The organism is Halococcus thailandensis JCM 13552 (genome assembly GCF_000336715.1).
GTDB lineage: Archaea > Halobacteriota > Halobacteria > Halobacteriales > Halococcaceae > Halococcus > Halococcus thailandensis.
In genome coordinates this window covers 34437-57441 of sequence record NZ_AOMF01000158.1, presented here as the reverse complement: position 1 = coordinate 57441, position 23005 = coordinate 34437, and the positions used below count along the sequence as shown (strand labels likewise).

17 protein-coding genes and 3 pseudogenes are annotated in these 23005 nt (G+C 62.5%); 6 read left to right on the top strand and 14 right to left on the bottom strand.

What is annotated here, in order from left to right:
• Nucleotides 1-30: 30 nt before the first annotated feature.
• Nucleotides 31-684, top strand: coding sequence for a hypothetical protein (locus tag C451_RS23150; protein WP_152420459.1), 654 nt, complete (start codon nt 31-33; stop codon nt 682-684).
• Here C451_RS23150 and C451_RS11850 read toward each other — a convergent pair.
• A pseudogene (locus tag C451_RS11850) lies at nt 619-1580 on the bottom strand (transposase). The gene C451_RS23150 and the pseudogene C451_RS11850 overlap by 66 nt on opposite strands.
• A 114-nt stretch (nt 1581-1694) precedes the next feature.
• Between C451_RS11850 and C451_RS11845 the strand changes: the two are divergent.
• On the top strand, nt 1695-2768 hold the full coding sequence (locus tag C451_RS11845; RefSeq protein WP_007740845.1) for a hypothetical protein: 1074 nt from the start codon (nt 1695-1697) through the stop codon (nt 2766-2768).
• A gap of 1560 nt (nt 2769-4328) precedes the next feature.
• Here the strand turns inward: C451_RS11845 and C451_RS11840 are convergent.
• A pseudogene (locus C451_RS11840) lies at nt 4329-5079 on the bottom strand (RNA-guided endonuclease TnpB family protein); the annotation flags it as partial.
• A gap of 1762 nt (nt 5080-6841) precedes the next feature.
• Between C451_RS11840 and C451_RS11835 the strand changes: the two are divergent.
• Nucleotides 6842-8038, top strand: a complete 1197-nt coding sequence (locus tag C451_RS11835; RefSeq protein ID WP_007740842.1) for an ArsB/NhaD family transporter — start codon at nt 6842-6844, stop codon at nt 8036-8038.
• A gap of 72 nt (nt 8039-8110) precedes the next feature.
• Here the strand turns inward: C451_RS11835 and C451_RS24415 are convergent.
• Both C451_RS24415 and C451_RS11825 read right to left on the bottom strand, forming a co-directional pair.
• Nucleotides 8111-8239: pseudogene (locus C451_RS24415) on the bottom strand (ArsR family transcriptional regulator); the annotation flags it as partial.
• 95 nt (nt 8240-8334) lie between these two features.
• Nucleotides 8335-9552 (bottom strand): Cdc6/Cdc18 family protein, encoded by a 1218-nt coding sequence (locus C451_RS11825; protein ID WP_007740838.1) that lies wholly within the window; start codon nt 9550-9552, stop codon nt 8335-8337.
• Nucleotides 9553-9703: 151 nt separating this feature from the next.
• Here C451_RS11825 and C451_RS11820 point away from each other — a divergent pair, with 151 nt between their 5' ends.
• Nucleotides 9704-10813, top strand: coding sequence for a CNNM domain-containing protein (locus C451_RS11820; RefSeq protein WP_007740837.1), 1110 nt, complete (start codon nt 9704-9706; stop codon nt 10811-10813).
• Nucleotides 10810-11880 carry a CNNM domain-containing protein gene (locus tag C451_RS11815; protein WP_007740835.1) on the top strand — a complete coding sequence of 357 codons (1071 nt, stop codon included), beginning with the start codon at nt 10810-10812 and terminating at the stop codon, nt 11878-11880. Before C451_RS11820 ends, C451_RS11815 begins: the two co-directional genes overlap by 4 nt.
• Nucleotides 11881-11944: 64 nt before the next feature.
• Here C451_RS11815 and C451_RS11810 read toward each other — a convergent pair whose 3' ends face one another.
• From C451_RS11810 to C451_RS11770, 8 genes are all read right to left on the bottom strand, one after another.
• Complete coding sequence (locus C451_RS11810) at nt 11945-12109, bottom strand: hypothetical protein (protein ID WP_239640546.1); 165 nt, start codon at nt 12107-12109, stop codon at nt 11945-11947.
• 365 nt (nt 12110-12474) lie between these two features.
• Nucleotides 12475-13626, bottom strand: a complete 1152-nt coding sequence (locus C451_RS23790; RefSeq protein ID WP_007740831.1) for a hypothetical protein — start codon at nt 13624-13626, stop codon at nt 12475-12477.
• Between the two features lie 131 nt (nt 13627-13757).
• Nucleotides 13758-14663, bottom strand: coding sequence for an amino acid ABC transporter permease (locus C451_RS11795; RefSeq protein WP_007740829.1), 906 nt, complete (start codon nt 14661-14663; stop codon nt 13758-13760).
• A complete protein-coding gene (locus C451_RS11790; protein ID WP_007740826.1) occupies nt 14660-15418 on the bottom strand; it encodes an amino acid ABC transporter ATP-binding protein in 759 nt (252 codons plus the stop codon). The genes C451_RS11795 and C451_RS11790 overlap by 4 nt, the downstream gene beginning before the upstream one ends.
• A gap of 45 nt (nt 15419-15463) precedes the next feature.
• Complete coding sequence (locus C451_RS11785) at nt 15464-16255, bottom strand: amino acid ABC transporter permease (protein WP_007740825.1); 792 nt, start codon at nt 16253-16255, stop codon at nt 15464-15466.
• 1 nt (nt 16256) lies between these two features.
• Nucleotides 16257-17150 (bottom strand): transporter substrate-binding domain-containing protein, encoded by an 894-nt coding sequence (locus tag C451_RS11780; protein WP_007740823.1) that lies wholly within the window; start codon nt 17148-17150, stop codon nt 16257-16259.
• 108 nt (nt 17151-17258) lie between these two features.
• Nucleotides 17259-18359, bottom strand: coding sequence for a DUF1616 domain-containing protein (locus C451_RS11775; RefSeq protein WP_007740821.1), 1101 nt, complete (start codon nt 18357-18359; stop codon nt 17259-17261).
• A gap of 184 nt (nt 18360-18543) precedes the next feature.
• Nucleotides 18544-20103 (bottom strand): aldehyde dehydrogenase family protein, encoded by a 1560-nt coding sequence (locus tag C451_RS11770; protein WP_007740819.1) that lies wholly within the window; start codon nt 20101-20103, stop codon nt 18544-18546.
• A 326-nt stretch (nt 20104-20429) separates the two neighbouring features.
• Here C451_RS11770 and C451_RS11765 point away from each other — a divergent pair, with 326 nt between their 5' ends.
• Nucleotides 20430-21854, top strand: coding sequence for a DUF58 domain-containing protein (locus C451_RS11765; RefSeq protein ID WP_007740818.1), 1425 nt, complete (start codon nt 20430-20432; stop codon nt 21852-21854).
• 57 nt (nt 21855-21911) lie between these two features.
• Here C451_RS11765 and C451_RS11760 read toward each other — a convergent pair whose 3' ends face one another.
• Both C451_RS11760 and C451_RS11755 read right to left on the bottom strand, forming a co-directional pair.
• Nucleotides 21912-22394, bottom strand: a complete 483-nt coding sequence (locus C451_RS11760) for a hypothetical protein (protein ID WP_007740817.1) — start codon at nt 22392-22394, stop codon at nt 21912-21914.
• Complete coding sequence (locus C451_RS11755; RefSeq protein WP_007740816.1) at nt 22394-22987, bottom strand: DUF7342 family protein; 594 nt, start codon at nt 22985-22987, stop codon at nt 22394-22396. The genes C451_RS11760 and C451_RS11755 overlap by 1 nt, the downstream gene beginning before the upstream one ends.
• Nucleotides 22988-23005: the final 18 nt, after the last annotated feature.

Below are 23005 nucleotides of genomic sequence, written 5' to 3'. Positions count from 1 at the left end.
CCCTCAGGCGGCGCGTCCGTCTCAGTCGGCGTGGCGGTCGCCGTTGGTGTCTGGGTTGGCGTTGGCGTCTCGGTTGCAGTCGGCGTTGGCGTTGGCGTCTCGGTTGCAGTCGGCGTTGGCGTTTCGGTCGGTGTGTCCGTCGCCGTCTCAGTCGGGGTGGCCGTCGATGTCGCCGTCGGCGTTGGGGTAGCTGTTGGCGTCGCCGTCGGCGTGGGCGTCCGGGTACTGGTCGTTGTCTCCGTCGCCGTGACCGTCGTGGCCGTCGTGTTGGCCGACGTCGAACTGGCAAGCGTCGTTGTGGACGTCGACGCGAGCGATGACGTCCCATTGGCAGTCGTTGGCGCCGCCACCGTGGTGGTTGCCGGCGTGGCTGTCCCGTTACCCGTTGAGGATGTCGTCGTGGACTCAACGGGCGACTCAGAAAGGGCACTACAGCCAGCAAACAGCATCGAAACGACTACTAAAACGACGAGTACGGAGCGACGGTTCATGCTGGGGTATTCGCTTCGACATAACGTGTTGAATACTTTGTCCTTACTTGCCGAAACCCTCATCCACGTTCTTGACATTCTCCCCGCCCTGAAGGGCGAGGATTCCTCCGGTGGGGGTTCGGACGGCCTACGCCGTCGAACCTACGGAAGTCTTTTGCTGGTGCGCGCGAACCTTGTTGGGACGAGAGCGTGACAACTCTGACCATCGGTGGTCGTCCCACTTGAGGCGCGCGGGCCGTGCCATCGACCCAACTTCGCCGCTCGTTTCTTGTGCGAGGAACTTCGCCGAAGCGTCCAAATCGGCGTGCCCCTCGTAGCCGCACGGACACCAGAACGAATCGCCCGACCGAACGGTGTCCTCGCGTTCGCCACATTCGGGACATTCCCGCGTGGTGTTCGCTTCGGGTTTCACTTCGACCGTGATACCGAACTCGGCAGCGGTGTACGCGAGACGGTCGATGAACGCGCGGAACGCCCAGAAGTTGTGCGTTTTCGCGTTCACTTCGACCGACCAGTGCTTGCCGAGAACACCCTTGAGAGCACCGACGTACACCGTCGAGACGCCTTCGGCGTGAAGGCGCTCCATCAGGTCGCGTGCGAGGGCGTCCTGTGCGTGGTCGCGCCGCCGTGTTCGACGCCGATACAACCGCCGTATCCTGTCGCTCGAATACCGTCCTTCGCGGAGCTTTGACTGGTACTCGGCGATGTCGTGGGTCGTCTCGCGGAAGCGGTCGAACAGGTCGCGCCCCTCGTCCTTGTTGCCCCAGTAGCCGGGTAGACCTTTGTCGGGTTCGTCTGAATCGAAGAACCCGTTCCATGCTTGATCGTTCTTGCGGATGGCTTGTTGAGCCGATGCAGAACCGAGAACACCGATATACCGCTTGCGGTAGTCCTNTTGCGGATGGCTTGTTGAGCCGATGCAGAACCGAGAACACCGATATACCGCTTGCGGTAGTCCTCGGTCTCCCACACGGTTTCGCCATCGAAGAACTGTTGACGGCGCTCGTAAGTGAGGTCGTTCCATACCCAGTTCGATACCACCGATCGGAGCCGGCAGAGTAGTAAATATCGCCCACACAGAGACAGCATGGAGACGATCCCGTTCGAGCGAACGGACGGCCAACGACCCGCCACCGGCGAACGTCCCGCAGCCACCATATTGCCCGGTGACACGACGGGAGCGATGCAGACGGACGACGATCGATGAAAGTCTATCCGAAAATTCCGCGCTACGATCATCCGGTCGTCCCTGAGGATCTGTTCGAAGCGCCGGATCTGAGCGTCATCGAGAAGTTCGACGGCAGCGCGTTTCGTTTCACGCTGTACGACGAACGGTATGCCGAGTGGTATCCGGACCAGGTCGCTACTGCTGCCGATGGCGACGGTGCGCTCGTGTTCGGAACGCGAAAGACGATTCGGGGCTCCCATCGTGATCCACTGGCGGAGATCGACGGTGCGCTACATCGAGCTGTTCGCTGTCTCCGTGACGGCATCGACGCCACCGCGCTCCGATCGTTACACGACGAGTACGACGGACCGCTGATCGTCTACGCCGAGAACCTCGTTTACTCGACGCTCGATTACGGCTATACCGACCGTGATCTCCCGGCACTGATCGGCTTCGACGTGCTTCCCTACGCGGCAGTCGAAACCATGACGCCACCGGGCAACCCCTACGAAGAGACCTTCGAGGGGTTTCTCGGCATCGACAGCGCCTGGGACTGTTTCGAGCGCATTCGCGTCGACGCGACAGCCACCGACAGATCGTTCGTACCGGCGACGATCCGCGATCGGCAGACGACCGTCGAGCCGGAGACGTACAGCTTCCCATCGTCGTCGCTGGCCGACGATATCCGAGTCGAAGGCGTCGTGTTGCGAAGCGACGAACTGGGCAGGCGAGCGAAGATCGTCCGCGAGGCGTTTCGGGAGCTGAATCGTGAGCAGTTCGGCCAACGACCTGCGGAGGCGGAGTCAGGTGCCGAATACGTCGTCGGGACCTACTGCACGCCGGGGCGGATCCGCAAGCAGATCCGCAAGCTGGTCGTCGAAGACGGCTACGAGTTCGGGCTCCAGTTGAACGAGGAGCTCTACCCTCGTGTCGTCGAGGATATCTGGGCCGAACACTGGCCGGAGCTGATGGATCTCGACGTTGCGTTCACACCGGCCGATATCCACCCGCTGGTCGCCAAACGCTGTATCACCGAACTGCGGAAGATGCAGACCAACGCCGCGTTGAACGACGCCGACCCACTCGAGATCTGGCAGCATCTGTCGTGATCGTCACGTCCGCCCCGAAGCAGACGAGCAGCCGGAGGTCCTGACGGCGATAGCACGAACTGCGTTCTCAGGGGAACCGCCCGGCCGACGACGACCGCACCGAGCCGTCGCTGTCCGCCGATGACCGCACAGGTGTGCTCTGTCGCGATCGATGGCCACCGAACGACCCCAATCGACGCCCACACCCGAGACAAACATCGAACGGACAGCACCGAAAGCGCAGCAATCGGGCCAACGAACCGCTCACGAACACGCGTCGGGACGCCCGTAGCCACGCCGACTCACAAACGACGGGAACAGCTCGTTCTCTCCGGTGTCCATCGTACTACTGACCGAGCACGGCGCGGTAGCCGTCCCGCGACCGCCGTCCCTGATACTGTCGGACGGACGTGCAGATCGGTCGCGGAAATCGACTACAATGGGTATCGTTTCGCCTCATGGATTCGATCAGTTCCATCCAGGGGGATGAAAAACAGCCATCGACATCGCGAACACGGCACAGCCTACCGACGCGACGAACGCATCGACCACAACACCCGCGGGACCCCGTCGCCACGGCCGGGTCAAAGCGTCAGGAAACAGCCGTCCTGCACAACGCGATCGGAACTCACACACAGGCGCCGGCCTGTCGGGAAAGGGCAGTACGGGACGGACTGACCGACGCCCGGACAGGTACGATCAGCACACTTCACGAGCATCGCATCACGGAGTCACACACCAACCAGCCGTGATCACCGGTCGACGATCACCGGATGGGAATCGTCACCGATCGACCGGCCCACGGACACCGACTCGCCTCGAGGGCAGAGCCACACGAAGAGACATCCCGCCCAACCGGTCGAAGCGTCACGACCGCCAACAGAACGGAGACTCGGCCGGCCACCGCAACGCCGGAGCGAGCCGCCGGCCGCCATCGATGAACGGAGCCGCCAAACGACGATCGATCGAAATCGTATCGGACCGATGATCGGACCCGGTCACAATCGAATCGACCGTCTGAAAGGGAATAATATCGCCGCTACCGACTGCTAAAGCAGTACATCGGCAATCACAATCGGCCAGCAGCTTCGCAGGATAAGGGTGAATGCAATGAAACGAAGTGAGTGTGCCCGGTGTACCAGCAGATGGCGGCTAATCGAGAGCCACGGAAACGGTATCGCACACGAGGATCGATCGCCGTATCGGTACGAGCATCGCGGTCACTGCTCGCTCCAACGGACCGAGTCATCGCGCCGAATCGTACCGCAAACAGAACGGGCGCTGCAGAATACGGACACCGGTCGACGACCAGTCAGTTGCTGTTCAGAGCTAACGCTAGCAAAAATTCGAGACAGCGACGGGATGCACTAATTGTGCACATGAGACGGCCCGTGTTTGGGGCCGCAAAATCGTGAGTGCCCCCGAGGTGGCAGTGATCGACGTGGACAGTACGATCGGATCGACGCGCATCAGTAGGACGTTGTTGAGCGGATGGTCTCCCCAATCGAAGAAGTGCAACAATCAGGCTGGAGCACAGTTCACAGAGCATGTTTCAGTACAGTGTTGACATCCTCCGCACGGCTAAAGCCGTGGGAGTCCTCGCACTGGTGGTCTTCGCCGGGCAGTAGCGCCCCACCCCACGAAGGCAACGTACGGGTTCGTGCGCGCTACTTTGGGACGATGAGCGTGTGATGTCTCCAACCAATCGTGGCTGTCCCACTCGATCGCACGGGCCGTGCCATCGGCCTTGGTGTCTCGGCGGGTCGCTTGAGGAACGTCTCGGATGCTACGAGGTCCGCGTGTCCCTCGAAGCCACACTCGCAGGTCAGTGTGTCCTTGTGCCGTGTGGTTCGGTCCATCGAACCGCACTGCGGGCATTCTGGCGAGGTCCACGCTTCGGAGCGGACTTCGACGGTGATACCGAACTCCTCGGCGGTCGTTGCGAGTCGGTTCAGGAACGCGCGAAACGCCCAGAAGTTGTGCGTCTTTGCGTTCACCCGCACCGACCACGACGCTTCGAGAATGCCCGTGAGCGCCCCGACGTACACCGTCGAAACGCCCTCGGCGTGAAAAGGCACTCCATCAAGTCGCGGCAGAGTGCGTCTTGCGCGTGGTCGCGCCGGGCAGTTCGCTTCCGGTACAGCCGCCGGATGCGCTCGCTGCTGTATCGCCCTTCGGGGAGTTTCGACTGCAATCGCGCGATTTCTCGCGTGGTCTCGCGGAAGCGGTCGAACTCGTTGCGTCCAGCGTACAGATACTGCTCGCCAGTCGTGGTGGTACAGGCGACGAGGTTGTTCGCGCCGATGTCCAAAGCAGTCGATTCGTCGGCTAACGATTCAACAGAGACCTTCTCACGCCTGTTCTGGACATGTCCAATTCTTTCGCAGACCACTCAAGTCGTGGGCTTCCGCTTGCTACGTGTCAAAAGGCAAAATCACCGGCGGTCGCCAGGAACAATGTGTACAGTGAGCGACGGAGCCATCCCGGACAACGAAATCGCCCACCGATCGTGGAGAGCGATCGTCTTCCCCCGCAAACCAGAGTGTCATAGAACGGTTGGCATGATTTTCACATCCCAATCGAGAGGCCCGCTACCGCTGGCTCTGATTGCGACAATACTGGCTGTTTCTCAGATACCGTTTCTTGGGCTCCTGGTGAGGTACGTGAAGTATTCTATGACAGGCTACCGCAAACTCCTGCCGTCGTCCGTTTTCAGTAAAGCAGTCCGTCGGCAGTGACATACCGGTACACCGGATGGCAAAAACGCGTCACGTCCACTCATTCCCTGACAAACGGTGTCTGAGAAACTGCCACCATGATCGCCATTCAACAGTGGCGATAGCAGCCGCACCATCGCTAGCCGACGATCACACCGACTGTCTGATGAACAGCCTGCGCCGTGGAACCGGGATCGTCGGACGGTTACAGCATCGATCGCGCATCCAAAGCCATCAGTCTGCAGGCGGCTGGATCCGGACCCCTCGCTGACACGCTCACAGGGACTCACAGGAACGGCGATCGGTGATCGCTCGGAATCGACAACCCACCCACCGGACAGCATATCCGCAGGAGTTTCACGATCAGTGATCAGTAATCGGCGATCGGCCAGCCGGGACGATCACTGTCGAACCGCCAGCGGTGGACCGCTTTCGATGGGTTCCTGCCGTCGATATGGCGCCCGATCACGGAGCGTCGGCCACGACAGCCGATCGTTTCCAACGAAACAACAGGCCATCCATCGGGTTGCTCGAGACGTGCCACGATAGCCACCCTTCCTCCGAAGGCGGCGCGATTCGTTTCGCATCGAAACCATCGTGTGTTCGGCATCGCCAGCAATCATTCGCCAAATGTGCCGGTGAGCGGTCACACAATGTGGAGCCGTCCGCCCTGCGCTCGGGATCTACCTTCCGTCGCTCCAGACTCGCCTGATCGTGGATCGGTTTTGGGTCCGCACATCCCGGGATCGCGTAACATAGCAGTGTCTCAAACCAATCGTTCGGTGAATTGCTCCACAGTTCGAGGAGATCGAGGTGTTTCTGAAAATGATGGTTCGAGATACCACGGAACGGCGTTTGGTCCGCGAAAATCCGTACCACCATCGGTTGCGTCGAACGGTGTCGTCGATCACACCGTCACCGATCGGCCGGTCCCGATTCAGCAGACGATGTCCAACCGAACTGGCCACCAGTACGTACTGTGTCAGCTACGATTGTTGATAGTCGTTTGCTGGCGAGACGGTTGACGTTCGGATCACAAAGAGATATACAACCGTATTCTCCAAAGAAAAGTATCGTTCGTGGGATGCACTCTATCGCCTGAGATTGGGCTAAAAGTGCTATAAATGAATTTTAGTCCGTGTATCCAGCTGTGGTTTATCTATAGACACAACTAGGTGAAGGGCAAGCATATCCGCGGAGTCTATACATTTCGAATGGGCATTTATATGATATATGGAGTTGAAATTATAATCTTATTTTTAATTGGTATCTTTGTTATTTAAGAGCAGCAATAGCAGATCCTCAGCCAATAGCCGAAACCATACCAACTGGTCAATTCGTGATATTCGTGTCCACGCGGAGCGGTTGATAATGAGTATGCCGTCGGAACCACTAGTAATAGCGGTCGTTCTCGGAACCTTCGGATTACTGTTCGTCCGTCGTATCGGACTGTATCCGCTGTCGCGGTCGATCACCGCCGCGGTCGGTGCAGTCGCCGTGATCCTCAGTGGGGCACTCTCGCCGTCGGCGGCACTCGCGAGTATCGACACCGGTACAATCTTGCTGTTGTTCGGGATGCTCGCGCACGTCGAAGCGCTAGCCCAAAGCGGATTTTACGACTGGGCAGCCACACAGCTCGTCAAACGGACGGGCACACCGCGACGACTCAGCCTCGGGGCGCTTGGGCTTGCGGCGGCGATGAGCACGGTGGCACTCAACGATGCAACAGTAATCCTGCTAACGCCAGTGCTGATTCAAGCCGTTCGCGACACGGACCTCGATCCGGTCCCACCGCTAGTAGCCGTCGTTCTCGGCGCGAACATCGGCAGTCTCGCAACACCGCTCGGGAACCCACAGAACGCGTATATCCTGAGCCACAGTCCGTTGACGACCGTCGGGTTCGTGCGCGTCCTCGGGCCCATCGCCGGCCTCGGGCTCGTGATCGCCGGGGTGATGCTGTTCCCGTTGACTGAGAGCCGTGCGTTCAGTATCGACCTCCCAGCCTCTGACCTCGATCGGGCGTGGGCACTCTCAAGCGCTGGCATACTGTTGTGCACGGTCGTGTTGCTCGCAGCACTCCCCGACGTGAACCCGGGGGTGATCGCAGCCTCGATGGGCGTGCTCCATATCGCATGGCTACAGCTGTTCCGACGGGTACCGGGCAACGAGATCCTGGGACGTATCGACTGGGACATCATCGTGTTGTTCGTCGGGATCTTCGTCCTCGTGGGCGGGCTTGAGGGGACGGTGCTGGTCCGCACGCTCGAAACGTTCACTGAGGGGTGGGCGCTCGCGGGAGCGACGTTCGTACTCTCGAATCTCGTGAGCAACGTGCCGGCGGTCGTTTTGCTATCGACAGCAATCACCGACCAGCAGGGCTGGTATCTACTCGCCGCAGTGAGTACGCTCGCCGGGAACGCGACACCGATCGCCAGTGCGGCAACGTTGCTCGTCCTCGATCAGAGCTCGCGAAACGGGATCGCGATCTCGGTTCGCCGACTCGTCCGTATCGGGCTGCCGGTTGCAGTGGTCACGAGCGTGACAGCGGTCATCGTGCTGCAGTATCTGCTGTGAACGATAGCACCAGCCCATCAAAGGAATCTAACTGCCACCAGATTGTCAGAGAGTATGCCGTTCCAGTCCCGTTCAGCGGTCCGAGCGTTCGGATGCGGACGCACTGTTGTACAGTGTATCGAACGCCTGCTCGCCGCGGATCAAATCATTCACCCCGTCGGTGAGTGTGACCTCGCCGAATACGGGAGCCCGATAATACGTGGAGTGGGCGAGGTCATGCACCGCGAACGTCGCGGGGATCTCGGTCGTCTGGACTGAATTGACGTGACATCCTCCAAAGGGCAGGAAATAGGCCACTAATCAGACTCTTTCGTCCACAGTTCGGAGTCCTCGAAATAGCGGTCCGTGATATCGACGACCCAGTTCGGGTCAAACGTCGTCTCGATCTGTTTCGCACGGCCGTTACTGCCCTTCGATTCGACCCACGTCTCGACGAGACCCATCAGTTCGAGATCAGCGATCGTCTCGCGGAGCGCGCGGGTCCCGAGTTGGTCATCGACGGGCAGAGAACTGGTGTAGGTCGCACGAACTTGCTCGGTCGTGACCGGTTGTATGATCTCGCCCGTGCGATCGGTCCAACTGGCGGCTCCAAGCAACACGAGAAAGTGATGCCCGGGCAATTCAAGGAGCTTCTCGACAGTCGATTCCTTGTCCGTCGTCTCGATGTTGCGTTCGAGACAGGCTTCGTTTACCTGGTCGAGGCCGATCTCGTTTGCCGTTTCGCCGGCCTGGCGAAAGAGAGTCAGCGCCTTGCGAGCATCGCTCCACCGGATCGCAGCCGTCTCGATACCGTGATTGACGGCATGATCGGAAATACCGCCATCACGGAAGGCCCGCTCAAGTCGTGGCTCGACGATTTGCTTCAATTTCGAGTAGTTATAGGGCGGGAAAAACACCTCCTCGTCACTCATTGCACTCTCGACGCGACTGTCAAATCGTAGATCGACATCGAGTACCTCGTTGCTCAACAGCCACGCCGAGAGCTTGATATCGCGTTTGAGCTTGCCCTCGCCGCGCAACAGCCGATAGAAGAAATCGTTCGGGTCGTAGTTCGAGTCGTGTTTGATATGATCGATCTCATCGAGAATCAACACTGTCCAGTCCGGGTACTCCGCAAGCGTCTCCCAGATCCCCTCGAAAACGCCGTCGAGCCCCTCGTAGGCTTTTTTCTTTGTGCCGGTGAGTTCGAAATGGATCTCGTTTGCAGCACTGAACAGCGAACGACTCTCCTTGAGATTGACGTACTCGACGGCCAGCCGGTCGGTACGCTCAGCGTATGCCGTACAGAGACGCCGGGTCGTCAGCGTCTTGCCCGTTCCCGGGGGCCCGTAAATCGAGACCGTCGTCGGGAGATACCCCTCCTCGATCCCAGTAAGCAGCGTCGCCAGTTCGCGTTCTTGATGATCGCGGGCGACGACGTCCTCGGGTTCGCCCAGTGGATCGAGTGCGCCTTTGTCCGTGAACACGCTGTCGTCGGGAGCGGTGTCGTCGAAGAGTGTGTCATATTTATCCATGATGTTCAAGCGAACGTTGTTGCATCCAGCAGAACTACGAGTGTGTCTGTGTGCTCGAACAGAATAAATCGTCCCCACTGCCGCAGAACCCACCGATAGGCAGAAAACTGACCTTTTTCCCGCTGACACCCGTAGCCCGCTCGTAGCACCGATGCAATCACCCGAAATACTCCTGCGACTAGCCGTCGGTGCAGTTCTCATACTGGCCAATGGCTTTTTCGTCGCCATCGAGTTCGCGCTCACCCGCGCTCGCCAGTATCCCGAATCGGAGTTCGTGGAACCGGGGGTCACCGGTCTCGAACGCGCCTGGGCGATGACCGAAGAGCTCGAGATCTATCTCACGGGCTGTCAGGTCGGGATCACCGCCGCCAGCATCTCGCTTGGGATCGTCGCCGAGCCGGCCCTCGCCGCGATCTTCGAGCCACTCTTTGGGGGCACCGTGCTCGCCACGATCGGGGCGGGCACACTGCTTGCGTTCGTGATCGTCAACCTCGTCCACGTCGTCTACGGCGAACAGACGCCGACCTATCTCGGGGTCGAACGCTCCAGACAGATCTGTCGGTATGGCGCGACGCCGCTGTACTGGTTCACCCGCGTGATCCGGCCGATTCTCGATCTCGGTGACGCGGTGGCAAAATGGACGCTGCAGCTGGGTGGCGTCGAGATGACCGGCGCATGGCTCGAGTCCGAAGCCGACGTGATCGAGGGCCGTGCAGACCTCCATCGCCATCTCGGCTCGGTGCTCGATGCGGGCGATCTCCCGTCCGAACGCTCCACCGAAGTGATGAACGCACTCGCCGTCACCGAACTGCCGGTGGGCAACATCATGGTGCCCCGCGATGAGATCGTTGCCCTCTCGACCGAAAACAGTCCCGCCGAGAACCTCGCCATCATCGAGGCCAACCCCCATCTCCGCTTTCCACTCGTCGGCGCGACCGACGGGGACGTGCGCGGCATCGTCTATCTCGCCGAACTCACGGCCGATTTCGCGGCCTTCGAAGACGGTCACCGCTCGATCGAGGACCTCGCCGCACCGCCGATGACGCTACCGGCCGACGAGGAGGTTAGCGACGCGATCGATCGGTTCCAGGACGAATCCCAGGAGCTCGCCCTCGTCGAAGACGACGGGGAGATCGTCGGCTTGCTCACCGCGACCGACGCCTTCGAGGAGGTGATGGGTGAACTCGAAGATCCCATCGACATCGACGGGCGCTCACAGGGCCACGGTAGCGCGGTCGACACGGCAGGTGAGTCGACGTGAACACCACCGAGATCACCCTCCGGCTGCTCGCGGGGTTCGTGTTGATCCTCACGAACGGCTTTTTCGTCACCGTCGAGTTCGCACTGACGCGTGCCCAACAGTACACCGAAGCCGAGTTCGTCGGGCCCGGGCTCGAACGTGCCTGGGCGATGACCCAGAACCTCGAGATCTATCTCACGGGCTGTCAGATCGGGATCACCGCCTCCTCGATCGCGGTGGGGATCGTCGCCGAGCCGGCCCTCGCCGCGCTCTTCGAGCCACTCTTTGGTACGGTGCTCGCGTCGGTCGGGGCGGGAGCGATCCTTGGCTTTCTCATCATCAACCTCCTGCATCTCACCCACGGCGAGCAGGCACCGACCTATCTCGGCGTCGAGCGCTCCAGACAGGTCTGTCGGTACGGCGCGACGCCGCTGTACTGGTTTACGTGGCTCATCTGGCCGCTGCTCCGTGTCGGTGATCTGTTCGCCAAATGGACGCTGCGGCTGTTCGGCGTCGAGATGACCGGTGCGTGGCTCGATTCGGGCGACGAGGACGTCGACAGTCGGGCCGATCTGTACAAACGGCTCGAAACGGTGCTCGAGGGCAGCGATATCGACGCCGAGCAACGCAGCGAGGTGATGGGCGCACTCGTCGCCGGCGACATGCCGGTCCAGGGGATCATGGTGCCCCGCGAGGAGATCGCCACCCTCTCGACGGAGAACACGCCCGCCGAGAACCTCGCCACCATCGAAACGGCGGCGTACGCACGCTATCCGCTCGTCGACGACACGCTCGAGGAGTTCCGGGGGGTCGTCTATCTCCCGGCCATCACGACACGGTTCAGTGAACTCATGGACGGCGAACTCGCCATCGAGGAGCTCGCCGCGCCGCCGATGACGCTGCCGGCCGACGAGGAGGTCAGCGACGCGATCGATCGGTTCCAGGACGAAAATCAGGAGCTCGCCCTCGTCGAAGACGACGGGGAGATCGTCGGCTTGCTCACCGCGACCGACGCCTTCGAGGAAGTGATGGGCGAGCTCGAAGATCCCACTGACGTGGCAGGTGCACACGCCGCCGGAAGCGGGTGAACTGAACGGCGAGACGATATGCAGGCGATCGCGACGAGCGTCGCGATCCAACCCACGACCTTTGTCAGTCGTACATCGTCGACGGATCGTCCGGGAAGTCGAGCTGCTGGTTTTCCATCGAACGCATCTGCCAGTGTTGGACCCGCGTCTGATACAGCTGCATCGCCATCTCGTCGACCGCGTCGCTTTCGTAGTCGCGGGCGATCTCCTGTGCGTCCTCGAGACTCATCTTCATCAGCTTCTTGTAAAAATCTCTCATGGGAATGTCGCCGCAATAGTGGCTCTATCGATCACACGTCCCCGACCGATGAATACGTGTCGTTATCGTCGGGACCACAGTCGGAAAGCGATCCATGGCCACCACGGCGGGCTCCGGGCGGCCGATTCCACTTTCACTCCTCATGGCTCAGTTCTTTAGTGGTGACGAGCGAGGAGGGTATATGAACGAACTACTCTTCCTCGCCGGACTCGCGGCGGGCATCGCGATCGGCGTGCCGGCACTGGCGCGGCTGTGGCGGGTCGATCTCCGCGGTGCCTTCAGGTGGGTGTAACGCTCGCCACGCTCGCGAGAACGAACGCGTCGCTATCGCTCGCTCACTCGTTCGACTGCTCGACCCACTCACCGGGGGCGACGGTCGCCCAGAGTTCGCCGTCCTGGTAGATCTTCAGCGTTGCCGAGCCCTGGTTGTCGACGGTCGAAAGGTCACCGTTCGTCGAGTACGAATCGACGCCGCCATCGCCGACGAACCCGTATGCACCCATCGCCACACCCGTGTAATCGGGGTTGTCGGCCGTGGTGCCGGGGTTGGCCTTGGCCTCGTAGTAGAACCGCTCCGTGCCGGCAGCCCCCGCCGAGAGGCTGTACTCGGATTGGCCATCACCGACCGCCTCGACTCTGATGAGATGCTCGCCCTCCGGTGGCGCGTCGGGGTCGACACGCTCGTCGCCCCCTGCACCTGGTTCGACGGTCTTGTACAGCTCGCCATCGAGATAGACCTTCAGCGTCACGTCGCCATCGTTGACGAAATTAAGCGAGGGATTGCCGATGACGGTCGGGCGGTACTGGTAGCTGTCGACCCCACCATCGCCGACGAACCCCTCCGCGTAGTACGGATCGTCGAGGACCACGCGGTCTTCGTACTCGACCGACGCCTCGGTGTCGGCTTCACTGCCCAGTTCGATACCGGGGCCACTGCCGGCGTACATCCGGTAGTAGGATTCGCCCGAACCGGCCGCGACGATCGTCACGTTACGCCAGTTCTCGCCTGACGACTCCGATTCCGTCGGTGTCGCGGTTGGCGTCGCCGTGGGCGTGGGGGTTGGAGTTGCCGTTTCGGTTGGCGTCGGTGTCGCGGTTTCGGTCGGCGTCGGGGTTGCTGTTTCAGTCGGCGTTGGAGTTGCCGTCTCGGTTGGTGTCGGCGTCTCGGTTGGTGTCGCCGTAGGCGTCGGCGTTGGGGTCGCCGTTGGCGTTGGCGTCGGTGTCGGGGTTGAGGTGGCTGTCGGCGTCGGGGTGGCCGTCGCGGTCTCGGTCGTCGTTGTCGCTGCTGAGGCGGTCGGTGACGTCGTTGCGTTAGTAATGGTCGTGGTCGCCGTAGCCGCCGTCGTCGTGGTGTCCGTCGGCGTGGCCGTGTCGTTCATCGTCGAGACTGTGGTCGTGGATTCGCCCGGTCCTTGCGAGAGGAAACTACAGCCGGCCAGTAGCATCGAAACGACCACCAGGCCGACGAGCAGGGAGCGATAGTGCATGTGTAAATCGGGCTTCGATGTAGGGGGATGAATGCTTTGTCCCTGAAGCGGTATGATCGAGCGGGGGTTGCGAACGGATCGGTCAACTCTCAGGGGGAGCGAGCGACACAGGAGGGCGAACGGGCGACGCGCTACTGACTCGCCGTGCCGCCGAGACCGGGGATCGCGACCCGCCGCTCGACGCCGGCCATCAGCTTCGACGCCGAGATCACGAGCCCGAGATACAGCACGGCGACCAGCGCGAAGATCCCGGTGTACGCGAAGTTGTCGGCAGCGATCGAGCGGGCGACGTTGAACAGTTCGGGGACGGTGATGAACGCCGCCAGCGAGGAGTATTTGATGAGATAGACCAGCTCGTTCGACCAGCCGGGGATGGCAAATCGCAGCGCCTGTGGCAAGACGACGTGGCGGATGCCCTGGCGCTGTGAGAGCCCGATCGCACGGGCCGCGGTCAGCTGTTCGCGATCGACCGACAGCAGCGCCGACCGGATGTATTCGGCCTGATAGGCGACGCTGTTGATCGTAAAGCCGATGATCGCGACGTAGACCACCGCCGAGGGCAAAAAGCCGTCGTCGGGGAGACCGCGAAACAGCGTCGAGAGGTTCAGCGCATAGTAGAGCACGAACAGCTGGGCGAGCAGCGGCGTCCCGCGGATGAGCTCGGTGAACGCGAGCGAGACGGTGCTCGAATAGGTGCCGTAGACGCGCGCGACGCTGACCGGCACCGCGAACACGAACCCGAGCACGATGCTCACGACGGTCAACACGACGGTCAGCCACGCGGCGTCGGCGAGCTGTGGGAGATACTCCACCGCGAACGCGAGCGAATCGGAGATCGGGGCGACCGCTGCGGGATCGAGAAACGACTCACCCGGCGGGACGCCGACGCCGGCCGGGAGGAACCAGTTGTTCAGCCAGCGGGCGAGAAGCCAGCCCCAGAACAGTACACCGCCGGCGATCGTGAGCCAGCGGCCGAGCGAACCCGAGACGACCCTGCCGGTGTCGGCGGTCGTCCGCGTGGCCCCGGTCTCGCTCATGGCTCACCCGAGACCGTGCTGACGCGATCGAGGAACTCGGCGGTGCGTTCGTTTTCGGGGTTCTCGAACAGCTGTGCGGGCGGGCCGCGTTCGGCGATCGATCCCGCATCGAGAAAGAGGGCGTCGGTCGCGGCCTCGCGGGCGAACCCCTTCTCGTGGGTGACGACGAGCATCGTCATCCCGCCGGCGGCGAGATCGGCCATCACGGCCGTGACCTCGCCGACGAGTTCGGGATCGAGCGCGCTCGTCGGTTCGTCGAAGAGGAGCAGTTCGGGCTCCATCGCGAGCGCGCGGGCGATCCCGACGCGCTGTTTCTGCCCGCCCGAGAGCTCGCCCGGATAGGAGTCGAGCTGATCGCCGAGCCCGACGCGTTCGAGCTGTTCGGTCGCCGCCTCGCGGGCATCGTCCGTCGAGAACCCGCGCACCTCTCGCAGCCCCAGCGTGACGTTTTTCAGCGCCGTGAGATGGGTGAAGAGGTTGATGTCCTGAAACACCATCCCGACGTCTCGCCGGAGCGCGTCGACGTCGATGCCGGGATCGGTCACGCGGTGATCGCCGAGCCTGATCTCGCCGCTGTCGACCTCGGTGAGACGGTTGACACAGCGCAACAGCGTGGATTTCCCGCTGCCGCTCGGCCCCATCATGACCGTGACGTCGCCACGGTCCATCGTGAAGCTCACGTCGTTCAGGACGCGCTCGTCGCCGTAGCGTTTCGAGACCGATTCGACTGTCAACAGGGGGTCGTAGTCACTCATGGATGCTCTGATGAAGCGATCGCGACGATTGATCGAGCTGCAAGGTCACGTCGACTCACCGGGGATCGCGTAGTAGTCGTTGAGATATTCGAGGGCGCGATTCGTTCCGAAGGTCATGACGAAGTAGACGGCGCTGATGAGGAGGATGACCTCCGTCACCGCGGTCGTCCGCTGGACGAACAGATCCTGACTCCGGGTGAACAGTTCGGCGAGGCCGATCGCGATCGCGACGCTCGTGTCCTTCAGCACGATCGTGAACTCGTTTTGGAACCCGGGCACCGACCGCCGGAGCGCCTGTGGGACGATCACGTGGCGGATCGCGCCGAGTTTCGAGAGCCCGACGGCGCGTGCGGCCTCCATCTGACCCTCGTCGACGCTCTGGAGCGTTCCCCGGAACAGCTGTGACTGGTAGGCGGCGCTTCGCAGCCCGAGCCCGACGACCGCGGCGACGAACGCGCCGCCGACGGGCAGCACTCGCTGGATCGGGAACCAGTCGGTGATCGGGACGACGAAATACGCGAAGATCAAGATTACCACGATCGGCGTCCCGCGAAACACCGTGCCGACGGCCTCGACGGCGAGTGACGCATAGCGGCCGCCGTACACCTCGATCGCGCCCGCCGGAAAGCCCGCCACCAGCCCGACCAGCAGGCTCGCGATCGTGAGGGCGATCGTCAACACCAGTCCGCCGGCGAGATAGCCAGCGTTCTCACAGACGAACGCCACGTCCGGCGGGAGGCTCCCACAGGTGTCGCTGCCGAGCTGTGCGATCGTCCGTATCGAGAGCTCGAGACTGCCGACCGCGACAGCGCCGACGACACCGGTTCCGGGGAGCATCTCAGCTGGAGGACGTCGTGGATCCGTTGCTCGTGGCCCCGACGCTTGCATTGCCGCCGGTTCCGTTGCCGGCGCTCGCGTTGCCGCCCGAGCCGCCACCGGCGAACCACTCGTCACGGATCTCCTCGTACTTGCTGCCGTTTCTGACCTGTTTGAGCCCGTCGTTCAGCGCCTTCGTGAGGTCGTCGGCGTCGGTCCGCACGCCGAAGCCGTATTTCTCGCCGGTTTCGTAGGTCGCCGCGATCGTTACCGCTCGTCGGTCGACGAACGTACGGGCGACCGGGGTGTCGAGCACCACGGCGTCGAGGTTGCGGTTGACCAGATCCTCGACCGCGAGCACGTAGTTGCCGTAGGTGTTGAACTTCGACTGGGCGATCTTCCCCGGTTTGACGAGCTGTTTCTCGACGACGCTCGCACCCGTCGTCCCCTCCTGCACGCCGACGGTCCGTCCCGCGAGCCCAGCAAATTCCGACGGTGGCGAGCTGGCTCCTTTCCGAACGAGCACTGCCTGATCGGCGCTGTAGTAGGGGTTCGTGAAGTCGATCGACTCGTCGCGTTTTTCGTTGATCGTCATCGCGGCCGCGATGACGTCGATCTTGTCGTTTTTGAGCGCCGGAGTGAGCGAGCTGAACTCGAAGTCCTTCCAGCTTTCGAGCTCGTAATCGGTGTTCGAGACCACCGCCGAGAGGAGATCGATATCGAAGCCGACGATCTCGCCGCCCTGTTTCGTCTCGAACGGAGGGAATCCGGGAGCGGTCCCCGGAACGATCGTCATGGAACCGGAGCCACCGCCACCGAGCCCGCCGACACAGCCAGCAGTGCTGGCGACCGCAGTGACGGCACCGAGCCGCTTCAGATACGTTCGCCGTGAGGTCCGGCGACCGGTCTCGTGCATATCACTCCTTATCAGAAGGCTTCATTAGGGTTTCGTTGGCTCGAGCGATAGCCGTCCGAGGACACGGTCGGACGCACAATAGCCGATCTCCAGAGTGACGCGACGACCCTACCGCGACGAGACGTTCACCCACAGATGCGTCTCCCGATAGGCGTTCTCGGTAGTCGGGCTCTCCGGCGGCGAGCCGCGATAGAGCAGATAAGTGAGCCGGAGGCGATCGCCGGTCATTGTCGGCGTCACGTCGTGGGTCCAGTTGGCCGATCCGTTCGCGGGGATCGACCGGCTGAACCGGTCCAACTCCCGGCGCTCGCGAACGGTCGTCGAGTTGTTCTGTACCGAAACGCGCTGGAGTTGGGCGACGACCGAGTAGTCGACCTGCTCGTGTTCGTGGTTGCCGATCCCGACGGTGAGCGGCTGGCTCTCCCCGACGGTGAAGTTCTGTGGGTAGTCGTCGGCGACGAGCGCGCCGGATTCGTTCTCGGTGAGCAGGTAGAACTCGCTGAAGCTCTCACCGGATTTGGGCACTAGAACGGCGTAGCCGACGCTGCTGACCGCGAGCAGCAGGCTCACGACCAACACGACGTTCAACACGGCATCGAGGCGCGTCTCGGGATCGAACAGTTCCGCCCGTGCCGACCCTATCCAGGAACGGTACGGAACGCGGAATCGGTCGTTGTCGGGGAGCGCCTGGCGACGCAGCGCGGCAACCACAGTGGCAGCCAGCGTGAACCCGCCGATCGAGAGCACGATCGGGACGAGCCGGATGCCGAAGGGCGTGAAGTTCAACAGAAGCCCGATCAGCGGCGTGATCGCGATGCTGAGCCCAAAGGATAGCGCCACCCGCTCGATGCCGTCGATGCTGCCCGCACGGCGGGGATCGACACGCTCTGACAGTCCGGAACGGTCGTCGGCGGCCTCCTGAACGGACTCGTCGAGGGTCGCTGCCGAGCGCTCGCTCTCCTCGCCGTCGGTCGCCGCTGTGTCCTCGACACGGGGACCGCGTTCGGGAAACAGCGCGGCGATGAACGCGTAGCCGGGCGCGAACAGCGCGAAGACGAGCCCGAGCACGACCCGGAGCGGCGTCTCGCTGACGACCGGCGCGAGCGTGGCGACCCCCGTCGCGAGTACGAGCAGAACGATCGCCGTGAGATCGGCGGGGAACCGACGGAGGGGGCGCGGCAGCAGTAACCGAAGCGTCCCGTCAGACATACGCCCGGATTTCACCAAGGCTACCTAAAGGACTTGCTTTCGTCGTCCGCTCGTCCGAACGGCGATCGCTGCGACGGCAAGCAACTGCGCGGAGCTCCCGCAGCTATCTCAACGGGCCGGGTGCGTTCTCGGATGTGATGGGTGTCCCCGTCACCAACGAGTTCGCGGACCCGTTTCACTCGGTTCAGAACGGGTAATCGCGCGGGTTGTGCTGAACAGAGATCCATTTCGGTTGGGTGAACTCATCGAGGATGTATTCGCCGTTGAACCGACCGATTCCCGAGCCTTTGTAGCCGCCGAACGGAACGTGTGGTTCGTCGTTCACCGACTGATCGTTGACGTGAACCATTCCTGCTTCGATGTGGTCGGCAACTCGTTCGGCATGGGCTACGTCGCCGTATACCGACGACGAGAGACCGAACTCCGTATCGTTCGCCAGTTCGATCGCTTCCTCGTCATCCTCAAACGGAATCACGGGTGCGATGGGTCCGAAGTGTTCGTTACAGGCAGCGGCCATTTCGTTCGTTGCATCCGAAAGCACCGTCGGAAGGACGAAGAGACCGTTTGAATCGCCGAGCGAACTGTCATCACTGAGTTCGCCGGCCGAAACAGTCTGCCCGTCGATATCAGCGGCTGAGACGGCCGCACCACCGGTTTCGAGCGTCGCCCCTGCATCGACCGTCTCCTCGACATACTCGAGCATCTGGTCGCGCTGGCTCTCATTGATGATCGGGCCGATGACCGTCTCTTCGGTCGCAGGGTCGCCAACGGGGAGCGATTTCGCCTTCTCAGTGAGTCGTTCGACGTATTCGTCGTAGAGCGATTCGTGGACGAGATGGCGATTGATGGAGATACAGATCTGGCCCTGATGGAGGAAGGTGCCGAACGCGCCGGCATCGACCGCGTCGTCCACGGCAGCGTCGTCCAAAACGACGTGTGGGCCGTTTCCACCCAGCTCCATCGCCGGATACGCCTGATGTTCGACCGCGTTCTTCGCGACGTCCTCCCCAACGCTGGTCGATCCGGTGAAGGCGATGGCTGACGATGCCGGATGATTCGACATCCGGTCGCCGATCTCCGATCCGCTCCCAGTGACGACATTGAGAAGTCCATCGGGCAACCCAGCAGCTTCGAAGATTCGCGCGATGAGGAGGCCGCCAGTGATCGGCGTATCCGACGCGGGCTTGAGCACGACCGAGTTGCCGGTTGCAAGCGCCGGGGCAACCGCTCGAATCGAGAGATGGAGCGGGAAGTTCCACGGCGAGATGACGCCGACCACGCCGACGGGTTCGCGTTTGACGAGGTTCTCCTTGCCCTCGATGTTCGATGCGCGATGATCGCCCGAAATCCGTGTCGGGAAGCTCGCGGCTTCCTGAGTGATGCCGGCTGCGCTTTGGAACTCGATGTTACCCTTTATCTTGCTGGATCCGGATTCGACGGCCAGCAGTTCGAGAACGTCATCACGATGTTCGCGGAGGAGCGACACGGCCTGCGAGACGACTTCGGCACGCTCGGCTGGCGACCGCGCTGCCCACGCCGGCTGTGCAGCCGTGGCAGCCTCGTAGGCTTCGTTGATGTCCTCTTCGGTCCCGCGTGGAACTTCCGCGAACGCGGTTTCGGTCGCCGGATTCTCTACTGCAATCGTGTCGCGGTCGTTGGCCGTCCACTCGCCATCGATGTAGAGTCGGTTCCAGTCCGCCTCGACCGAGATGTCCGGCTGCTCGGATTCAACTGTTTGTGACACACACGATGGTACGTTCTAAGCGGATAAGGACCGCCGGGAAGCGGAAATTCATCGTCGCTATCGGGGATTGAGTGTGCGGCGCGTTCTCGTATTTGATCGACTCCTGGGGCTTGTCGGTGATCAGCTTATGAATACGCTGAAAGGTCTTCTCGCCCTACAGAAGTTGTATTCATCGAGGAACTCCCATACAGTCACAACGTAGTTAGACGAAATTCCAGCCGTTCCATATCGCAGGCGGTCGCCGATTCGCCGAACGTCGCCGATTCGCCGGAAGCTCACGACGGCGATGGGGTAGGTTCAACTACCTGGCCGATCGTCCTCGTGGCATGCAGGTCACGCGCCGCTACTGGGCGATCGCCGGGACGGGGCTGTTGCTCGCCGTCCTCGCGGTCGCGTTCGCCCGCCCGTCCCTGTTGGTCGGTGCGGCGAGCATCGGCGCGTGGCTGCTCGGTCGCCAGTATCTGTTCGTCCGAGCGCTCTCGGCAACGACCGACACGATGACGGTCGAGCAGTTCCCCGCCCAGGAACGAGTGGTCGCGGGCACCGAGACACCGGTCACGCTCGCGGCGTCGCTCGCCCGGCCCGCCCCACTGGCGATCGACATCGAGATCGGGCTGCCGGTCAGCGCGACGGGGACGGACGCCGAGGGGCGCACGCTCGCCATCGCACCCGGCGACGAGCGGGCCGACACGACGGTGACGGCCACCTGGGCGGTCGCCGGCTCCTACGACCTGCCTCAGCCGACGCTCACGCTCGAAGACGCCGACGGGCTGTTCGTCGAGCAGCTATCGCGCGGGCCGACGCCGTCGATCGTCGTCGAACCGGAGGGGCCGCGGAACATCCACGTCGGCGAGGGTGGCGAACAGCTCATGGCGGCGTACGGGCGACGGCAGAGCGGCCGTCAGGACGCCGGGCTCGATCCGGGCGAGCTCCGCGAGTACGTTCCCGGCGACACGGCCGATCGCATCGACTGGAACACGACCGCGCGGCTGAACGAGCCGTACGTCCGCGAGTACGAGGTCGAAACCAACCGGACGACGGCGTTTCTCGTCGATCACCGCGCGACGATGGGCGACGGGCCATCCGGCGAGACGAAACTCGACTACGCGCGGGAGGTCGCGCTGACGTTCGTCGACAGCGTCGCCGGGTTCGACGAGCCGCTCGGCTACTACGCCGTCGGCGACGGCGGCATCACCGATCGCCGTCCACCGACTGCCGGCCGCTACGACGACGTCAAACGCCGACTCCGTACGCTCGATCCGACCGCCGGGAGTGCCGACGACCGCGACGGGCCCACCACGCTGCGCCACACCGCCCGCGGGCTCACCGGTCGAAGCGACTTCGAGCAAACGCTCGCGCCGTATCTCGAATCGACGGCGACGTACGTCGAGCGTATCGCTGGCGACCCACTGTTCGAGACCGCACGGACGAGCCGTTCCGAACTCTCCGGGACGATCTGGACGGTGATCTTCACCGACGACAGCAACCGTGCCGAGCTGCGCGAGACGGTCAAACTCGCCCGGCGCGGCGACGGACACGTACTCGTCTTCCTCACGCCGACGGCGCTGTTCGAGCCGGGCGGACTCGCCGATCTCGAGGACGCCTACGAGCGCTACCGACGGTTCGAGTCGTTCCGGCGCGATCTCGCCCGACTCAGGCGCGTCTCCGCGTTCGAGGTCGGCCCGCGTGACCGTCTCGATGCCGTGCTCGCGAGCGGGAGTCAGCGTAGTCGACCGGCGAACGCGCAGTGAACCATCCCGGGACCAGAGTGTCCGGTGAGTGTGAACCTCGAAATCGACAGGCGACAGCTACGGAGGGTTCGTCCCCGCGTTGAGAGGGGATAGCGAGTCAGCGTGGTATGCCACTCGCCAGAGCATGAGGACTGCACGAGTGACGAGTAGTTCCGGCGACTGGGTGATACAGGAATCCTTGACGGTGTTCGGGTCGGAGGATGCATCCGGTGGCGGGTGATAGTGTTCGAATCCGTTCACACGAACGTAGTCGCCGCCGTGAGGGTGGTTGCCCCAGCGAAGATCCACCTTCTCTGGATCCGTGTAGTGGAACTTGTAGTCATCACGCGTCCTCCACTGGACGTCGAGTCGTGCGGTCTCGGCTCCACAGAGACCGTCATCGAAGCTGACTTCGAGCGTATTCGGATCGAGAAAGTCGTCTAACTGCGCGGTCGCGAGTGGCTCCTCGGCATTGAACACGTCACGAATGGCGATCAGGGCAGGCCGGTCGGTCGGCCCTCTGAGCGAATGCGATTCGCCAGCTCGCTTGGTTCCTTTCATTACTGGACAGGGACGCTCCCGTCAGGCGAGCGTGATCCCTCTTCGACGAAGCGTTCGGCGTTGGCAATCGAGAGCGCGGCGTTGGCGAACGCGAGATTTCGGCGGGTCGTCTGCCACTTCCGGATCGCGTCGGCATCGAGGTCCTCGTGGTCCGATGCAGCCTCGGAGAGTGCCCGGTTCGTCCGGTCGACCACCAACTCCTCGGGTGATTCGACGCCGTATTCCGCCTGAAAGTCGCTGATGCGCTCGCGCATCTCCAAAACACGCCCCCGCAGTTCGTCGGTCGAGACGTTGGCAAGGATATCCGCTGCCTGCTCGACCACGAGCGATTCCGGTGATCGCCGATAGTACACCCCGCCGCTCTCGCCGGTATCCGTGGCGACGAACCCTTCGTCGGCGAGGGCGTTGAGGTGCTTTCGTGCGGTCTTCGGCGACGTTCGTGCATCCCCCGCTACAGTATCGGCGGAAAGCGGGGTATATACACGACTGATGACCTCACGGACACGCTCGTAAGGAGTGGTTTCGGCTTCCCAGTTCTCCCCGACCGCCTCGTTGATATCGGTGAACTCCCCGGGGCCAGCGGGATCAACCATATGCTGTCGTCGTCTCAG

Bases quoted from the DNA above. Each gene is read 5' to 3' on its own strand.
- C451_RS11760 (WP_007740817.1), bottom strand. From the start codon at position 22,394: ATGAAAGGAACCAAGCGAGCTGGCGAATCGCATTCGCTCAGAGGGCCG.
- C451_RS11795 (WP_007740829.1), bottom strand. From the start codon at position 14,663: ATGAGCGAGACCGGGGCCACGCGGACGACCGCCGACACCGGCAGGGTC.
- C451_RS11810 (WP_239640546.1), bottom strand. From the start codon at position 12,109: ATGAGTCTCGAGGACGCACAGGAGATCGCCCGCGACTACGAAAGCGAC.
- C451_RS11820 (WP_007740837.1), top strand. From the start codon at position 9,704: ATGCAATCACCCGAAATACTCCTGCGACTAGCCGTCGGTGCAGTTCTC.
- C451_RS23790 (WP_007740831.1), bottom strand. From the start codon at position 13,626: ATGCACTATCGCTCCCTGCTCGTCGGCCTGGTGGTCGTTTCGATGCTA.
- C451_RS11780 (WP_007740823.1), bottom strand. From the start codon at position 17,150: ATGCACGAGACCGGTCGCCGGACCTCACGGCGAACGTATCTGAAGCGG.
- C451_RS11845 (WP_007740845.1), top strand. From the start codon at position 1,695: ATGAAAGTCTATCCGAAAATTCCGCGCTACGATCATCCGGTCGTCCCT.
- C451_RS11755 (WP_007740816.1), bottom strand. From the start codon at position 22,987: ATGGTTGATCCCGCTGGCCCCGGGGAGTTCACCGATATCAACGAGGCG.
- C451_RS11765 (WP_007740818.1), top strand. From the start codon at position 20,430: ATGCAGGTCACGCGCCGCTACTGGGCGATCGCCGGGACGGGGCTGTTG.
- C451_RS11835 (WP_007740842.1), top strand. From the start codon at position 6,842: ATGCCGTCGGAACCACTAGTAATAGCGGTCGTTCTCGGAACCTTCGGA.
- C451_RS11785 (WP_007740825.1), bottom strand. From the start codon at position 16,255: ATGCTCCCCGGAACCGGTGTCGTCGGCGCTGTCGCGGTCGGCAGTCTC.
- C451_RS11775 (WP_007740821.1), bottom strand. From the start codon at position 18,359: ATGTCTGACGGGACGCTTCGGTTACTGCTGCCGCGCCCCCTCCGTCGG.
- C451_RS11825 (WP_007740838.1), bottom strand. From the start codon at position 9,552: ATGGATAAATATGACACACTCTTCGACGACACCGCTCCCGACGACAGC.
- C451_RS11790 (WP_007740826.1), bottom strand. From the start codon at position 15,418: ATGAGTGACTACGACCCCCTGTTGACAGTCGAATCGGTCTCGAAACGC.